Consider the following 5,989-nt stretch of genomic DNA (forward strand, 5'->3'; position numbering starts at 1 on the left):
CTTCAGCGAGAGCATCAAGGAATGGGCGCTGGCCGACGGCGAGGCCAACGCGGCCGCCCGGTTGGGAGCCCTTACGCGGACTCTGCGCACCCAGCTGGTCCTCGTCGGCATCAGCCTGTCGCAGGGCGACAATGCCCAGGCCATCTTCGAGACCCTCAACTACCTCGGAGCCCCGCTGCTCGCTGCTGACCTGATCAAGAACCACCTCTTCCAGCGAGCCGAGAAGGAGCACCGCAACCTGGAGCAGCTGCACAAGAAGTACTGGGCGGGCTTTGACGGCGACGGGAATGGCGACGAGTACTGGCGGGAGAAGGTCCGCCAAGGTCGCCTCACCCGGCCCCGGATTGACCTCTTCCTGACCCATTGGCTCGTGATGAAGCTCGGACGCGAGGTGCCCAGCGATCGGATCTTCGCCGAGTTCCGTGACCGAGTCTCGAAGGATGTTGTCAACGTCGAGGACCTGATGAAGGAACTCCACACCGACGCCATGGCCTACCGGAAGTTCATGGATGCGCCACGCGGCAGCGTGGAGGAGACCTTCCGCTACCGGGTACTGGAGGTCCTCGACGCCAATGCTGTGATGCCTGCTGTCCTGTGGGTGATCGCCCATGACGTCCCCGCCGACGAGCGAAAGCTGGCCCTGGAATCGCTGGAGAGCTGGCTGGTTCGTCGGGCGATTCTTCGCCTCGGTTCCAAGGACCTGAACCACATCACGATCGACCTGATCAAGCGTCTCCGTGACGCCGAGGCTGTCCAAGCCGGCAGCGTGATCCGCGAGTTCCTCGCCGAACAGACCGCGCCCACGCGCCTGTGGCCCGATGACGCGTCCATCGTCGAACACCTGCAGACGGCCCCCTTCTACAAGCAGGCCAAGCGCAGCGTGAACCGCATGCTCCTGGAAGCGGCGGAGGAAATGCTTCGCAAGGGATCCCGGGCGGAGGAACTCTGGTGCCCGCGCGACCTCTCGGTGGAACACGTCATGCCCCAGAAATGGACCACACACTGGCCGCTGGACGGTGACGACCCGGTGGCAGCCGAACGACGGGACCTCCTGGTCCAGACGCTCGGCAACCTCACGCTGGTGACCCCGGGGCACAATTCCGCCCTGTCCAACAATGCCTGGGTCGCGGATAACGAGAAGGGAAAGCGCGACTACCTCCGTGCCAATGCTGTGCTCAAGCTCAACGCGGCGTTGTTCACGCTGGACGACTGGACTGAATCACGGATCGCAGAGCGCGGACCCAAGCTGGCGGAGTTGGTTGTCCGGGCATGGCCCCGGCCCGCAGGTGGCCCGGCCACCAAGGACTTGCTGGCGAGCCCGACGCGCCAAAAGCGCACCACCGGGGCCGGTCGTGCCGTCTATGAGATCCACGGCCCGGACTTCAAGGAGAACGACCTCACCCGTCGTGCAGCGCTACGCCTGATGATCCACCGTGCACACCAAGCCGGAGTGGGAATGGACGTCATCGGTGAGGCGGTGAGCACAGCTGGGCTCCGAAGGGTCCAAGGGCTGTTCGAAGGTGAAGAGCTGTTCCTGCAACTGGTGGCCAATTTCGGCGTCAATCCGGATTCCAGGAGTCGCTGGTTGCTCGACCAGCCGATTCACGAGGATGGTTGCACGTGGGTGTTGAGAGAAGGATGGGGACAGCACCAGGTCCACACGGCGCTGGACAAGCTGTCCGCGCTGGTGGAGGGCTTCGGCTGGTCCACCACGTCTCGCATTGCTGGCTCCGTGTGGAGCCTCCAAGACGTCATGGACGCGCTGGAGGGCTCCCCAGAACTCACCACTGTGATGACCAAACTCGCCGACGGGATCGAGGAGCTCGGCGGTCGGGCGCGCGGAACGGCCGCCCAAGAACCCTCGGTGGCACTGGGAGTTCCCGGCAACAAGGGTGAAGTCTGGCCATTCACGTTCTATGCCGGTCGGCCCGAGCGGCCGCTGTCCATCGGATTCCAATTCCGGGCCGCCCCTCTCGGCGCCGACGAGCGCTTCCTCAACCGAATCTCCCCGTTGCTGCCCAGTCTGGATGCCAACGCAGTACGAGCCTCGGACTACCGGGCATGGCCGTCGGTGGCTGTTGCCGACCTGTTGGCGGACGGGGTCCCCGAAGCCCTCGCGCAAGCCGCCGAGGAGTACTTGGGTGACGGCGACATCAGTCGCTGGTGGTGCGTTCACAACGACGGGCTCTCCGGCCAGACGCTGCAGGCAGGTGGCTTCGTCAGCCTTGGTTGGGATGAGTTGGGTGATCTCAACGCGGTCAGCGACCGCGAGGCGCTCAAGAGCCAGCTCCGCATCGCCTACCCGGGTGAGAAGGAAGGCGCCTACGTCAACTGGACGGCGATCCTCAGGAAGTTCGCCCACGACATGAAGTCCGGGGATTACGTCATCTCTCCGGTGAAGGCGAGCCGCACGGTGGACATCGGCATCGTCCGAGGCAGTTATTGGTTCGACGCCGACGCGGCGGTGCACAAGCACCGCCTGCCCGTGGAATGGCTGGCGACGGGGATCGACCGCGACGAGTTCTCCGTTGACGCGCGCCATGAAATCGGCGGGGCACTCACTCTGTTCCGGGTGAAGCGCAATGTGGCCGAGTTCGCGGACCAGGTAGCTGCCGATGCTCCGGTGGCCGAGGAATAGACGCAGACAGGGCGGAGTCCTACTGGAGCAGGCTTACCAAAGCGTCGTGCAAGCGCGTGTCGTCCGGAGACAGCCCCCGGATGACCTCATCCAGCCTTACATCGGTCTGGATGATGGCATCCACCGGGCCACTGACTCCTCGGGTTGCGAAGATGCGTGTGAAGTCGGGTTCGCCGAGGGGTTTCTTGGCGTTTTCGTTCTCCGTGCGGGCTGTCGGTCCGAAGGTAAGGAATAGATCTGATTCCCCGGCGCAGCGAAGGGTGATGCACCACTCCCACTTTCCGACGAACCTCGCCTCGGTCCCGACGATGACGTCGCGCCCCTGTGAGGTGTTCACTTGGGTGGTCAGGGTAGTCGCCGCGTACTGGCGCAGCAGCTTCTTGACCTGGGCCAGCGTCTTGCGGCCATCCTCGAATTGGCGCTTCGCATGGTCTGCCATAAGGTCAGCGAATTCCTGCGCTGCGGCCATATGGGGGCGGTATCCGTAGCGGATGGACTCTCCCGAGTCACACATGGCCTTGATGAACTCGATGCTGGCATCCGTCGACACGCGATGTGTTCCTTGCAAGAAGTGGTCGAAGAGCTGGGTGAGGAAGAAGCTCTGTTCTTGATGAGTGCGGCCCCACGTCTTGTCGGCGTTGACCTGCCTCCGGAGTTCAGTCAGCAGCTCGTCGTAGGTGATGACGACGGCCTGCTCCCAGCCGTCGCGCAGCAGGGTGAGGTCACGACGAATGCACAGGAGTACGACGACGCTGCATGTGCTGTGGGATGTGCCCAGAGCCTGGTAGCGGGCGAAGTTGTGGCCGTGCCCGTCCGAGGACAGGTAGTTCTCGATGACGACAGCCGCCGCGTCCTGTGTCAGGACGATGTCGGCAATGTCCTTGCCACTGCAGTCGGGAGATTCCCCGGCTTGGGTCGTGACCCCGGCTTCCTGAATCACGCGGTAGCCGGAGGTCGGCATCGGAGCTTCGTCACCGCGGGACTTGTTGATCTGGGTCAGAAGGATCTCTTGGAAGCACCCTCCGAGCTCATGGGTGGCGTGGGGGTCCAAGAGCCACGCGAAGACATTGGACAGTTGCTTCTCATGGGTTCCGTGGCGCATGACCCGAAAGACGTTGAAGTGCTCACCGAGACTTTTCGAGAGCATGGGGACCAGAGATCGGACCATTCCCCCGAGTGGATCCTGTTCTTGCATGGCTCAAAAGTACTGCTTCGTGGGTGGTGGCGTGATCACCTCGATTCTGACGAGCAGCTTAATTGTGCAGTGTTCTCGAGTGGTCTGGTGCTTGGGCCTGAGACGATTCGGCAATCACCCCGAAGGTGCGGGCAGTAGCTCCCGCGCCATGCAAGACAGGAACCCCCAGTGCAGAAGCCCCTACTCGTATCCGTCATCTCGGTCGCGTGCCTCGTGGGTTGTTCTTCCGGTGGATCAGAACAAGCAACAGAGAAGGCTGCTGCACCTGCTGCGGCCACCACTGCAGCTCCGAAGGAGATCGGCCATCTGGTGAAGGCAGGATTCGGGCAGGAACGCGAGTACGCATGGGCCTCCGCCATCGTCCACAACAACACCGACCAAGTGGGGCAGACCGTCACCGTCAACTTCAATGTGCTGGATGCTGCCGGTGAGATCCTTGCTTCGCAGAGTCAGGTGGAGGCCTTCTCCCAGCCCAAGGCCGACCATATTCTGGGGACGCAGGTCGAGATTCCCAAGGGCGGGAAGGCAGCCAAGGTGGAAGCCACCGTCGACGTCTCTGCCGATGGCACCTTCAGCGACAAGCCCTTCGCGATGGAGACCACCAAGCCCACCTTCGCCAAGGACGAGTTCGGTTCTGGGCAGGTGACGTTCACGCTCAGCAACCCCTACTCGTCACCCATCAAGTCGCCTCGCATCGGCGTCGCCTGCTTCGACAGTGCCGGAAAGATCATCGGCGGCGGCAGCGACTTCCCGGAGCTGGCGCCCGCCAATGGTCGAGTCAAAGTATCTGTGCGGACAATGGTGACTGGCACCCCAGCGGCATGTGATGCGCACGTCGGCAATCCGCTCGATGGCGACATCCCCGAAGGTGCGACCAGCGCCAGCGCCACGCCCGATGGGGAAGCTTCCTCAGCGGCGTCCACCGTCGGCGGACAGCAGGCCGACCAGTTCTTCAAGGGATGGATCGGCCAGTTCGGCTCGAGGGACTGGAAGGGGCAGTACGCCTCGCTCGTGAACGCCCAGAAGGACGCGATCAGCGAGAAGGCCTTCCTGGCCTGCCGTGCCGACAGCACGGAGAAGATCACGTGGAAGCGGACCTTGAGCGTCACCGACGGTGGGGTGACCAAGATCCCCGGCACCAGCGCGTCGCTGCCGTCGACCAAGGTGGTGGCCGAGCTGGAGATGGGTGGCGTCAAGGTCCCGCTCGATGTGCACCTGGTCACCGAAGACGGCCAGTGGAAATGGATGCTTGACGTCGACGGCTTCAACGAGTGCAAGGGATGATCTGATGACCAGCGAATGGTGGACACCGAACGATGCCGTCAACGCGCGAGCCGTCGAGCGCGCCCGCCAAGCCGTGAACTCCACGGAGGCAGTAGCGGACTTGGCACGCTACTACGCGGTTGACGGGGACTACGCCGGGGCAACATTCACCAGCCTGCAAAGCAATGACCCGCACAGGATCACGCCGACAGACCTGCTCGCCATCACCACCTTGTCGGTGAGCGTCTCGCCACAGGGAATCCGCCGCTTCGAAGCCAATGCTGGAGCTGAGTTCCTGCGAGACCTTGATGACAAGTGGGAACTTGGCGGCCAGGACGCCGAAGCTCATGCGGACGCGATGGGCGCCTTCTACTCCTTCGTGAAGGAGCGGCTTGGAGGCAACAAGTGGGTCACGGCCTCCAAGATCTGTGCGCGCAAGCGGCCCAAGCTCTTTCCCGTGCGTGACAACGTCGTCTGCAGCTACTTGGAGCTGACCAAGCAGGCCAACGAGGACTGGCCTGCATTCGCGGCAATCATGCGGGACAAGGAGACTGTCGACGCTCTTGCCCAGGCCGTCGCGGCCGCTCAGCGTCCCGGCGTGGACATGGGCGATGGCATTTCGATGCTGCGCCATCTCGACGTCGTGCTCTGGATGGCAGGCCTCCGCGAAGGACGCTAGTCCTGAAACTGTCAGACCCACCCGCCATGCTGTTCGCATGGAGCAACCACTGAGGTTCGGCCTGCTGCGCCCAGCCGAGACCGAGGGCGATCTCGCCTGGGCGTGGCACCTGCTGGAACGTGATCTGGACCAGGGCTTCTGGGCGCAATCGCCGTCCGGGGCCGACGGCGTGCGGGAAGGGGTCTTCCTGAAGCACTGGCTGACAGAGGCTGCC

At 63.5% G+C, this 5,989-nt stretch carries 5 protein-coding genes; 3 read left to right on the forward strand and 2 right to left on the reverse strand.

Annotated features, from left to right (window positions below; translation table 11 throughout):
• The coding region (locus tag ACHFFZ_RS17090) for a hypothetical protein (protein WP_394277789.1) at window positions 1-364 on the reverse strand (364 nt) is incomplete at its 3' end.
• Between the two features lie 9 nt (window positions 365-373).
• Here ACHFFZ_RS17090 and ACHFFZ_RS17095 point away from each other — a divergent pair.
• Window positions 374-2,638: a DUF1524 domain-containing protein gene (locus ACHFFZ_RS17095; RefSeq protein WP_394277790.1), complete on the forward strand. Its 2,265-nt coding sequence runs from the start codon at window positions 374-376 to the stop codon at window positions 2,636-2,638.
• A 19-nt stretch (window positions 2,639-2,657) separates the two neighbouring features.
• Here ACHFFZ_RS17095 and ACHFFZ_RS17100 read toward each other — a convergent pair whose 3' ends face one another.
• A complete protein-coding gene (locus ACHFFZ_RS17100; protein WP_394277791.1) occupies window positions 2,658-3,833 on the reverse strand; it encodes a PD-(D/E)XK nuclease family protein in 1,176 nt (391 codons plus the stop codon).
• A 309-nt stretch (window positions 3,834-4,142) separates the two neighbouring features.
• Here ACHFFZ_RS17100 and ACHFFZ_RS17105 point away from each other — a divergent pair, with 309 nt between their 5' ends.
• Entirely contained in the window at window positions 4,143-5,117 is a 975-nt protein-coding gene (locus tag ACHFFZ_RS17105) for a hypothetical protein (protein ID WP_394277792.1), read from the forward strand.
• Window positions 5,118-5,121: 4 nt separating this feature from the next.
• Complete coding sequence (locus ACHFFZ_RS17110) at window positions 5,122-5,775, forward strand: DUF6308 family protein (RefSeq protein ID WP_394277793.1); 654 nt, start codon at window positions 5,122-5,124, stop codon at window positions 5,773-5,775.
• Window positions 5,776-5,989 lie beyond the last annotated feature (214 nt).

Origin of the sequence: Luteococcus sp., from assembly GCF_043424415.1 — a bacterium.
GTDB lineage: Bacteria > Actinomycetota > Actinomycetes > Propionibacteriales > Propionibacteriaceae > Luteococcus.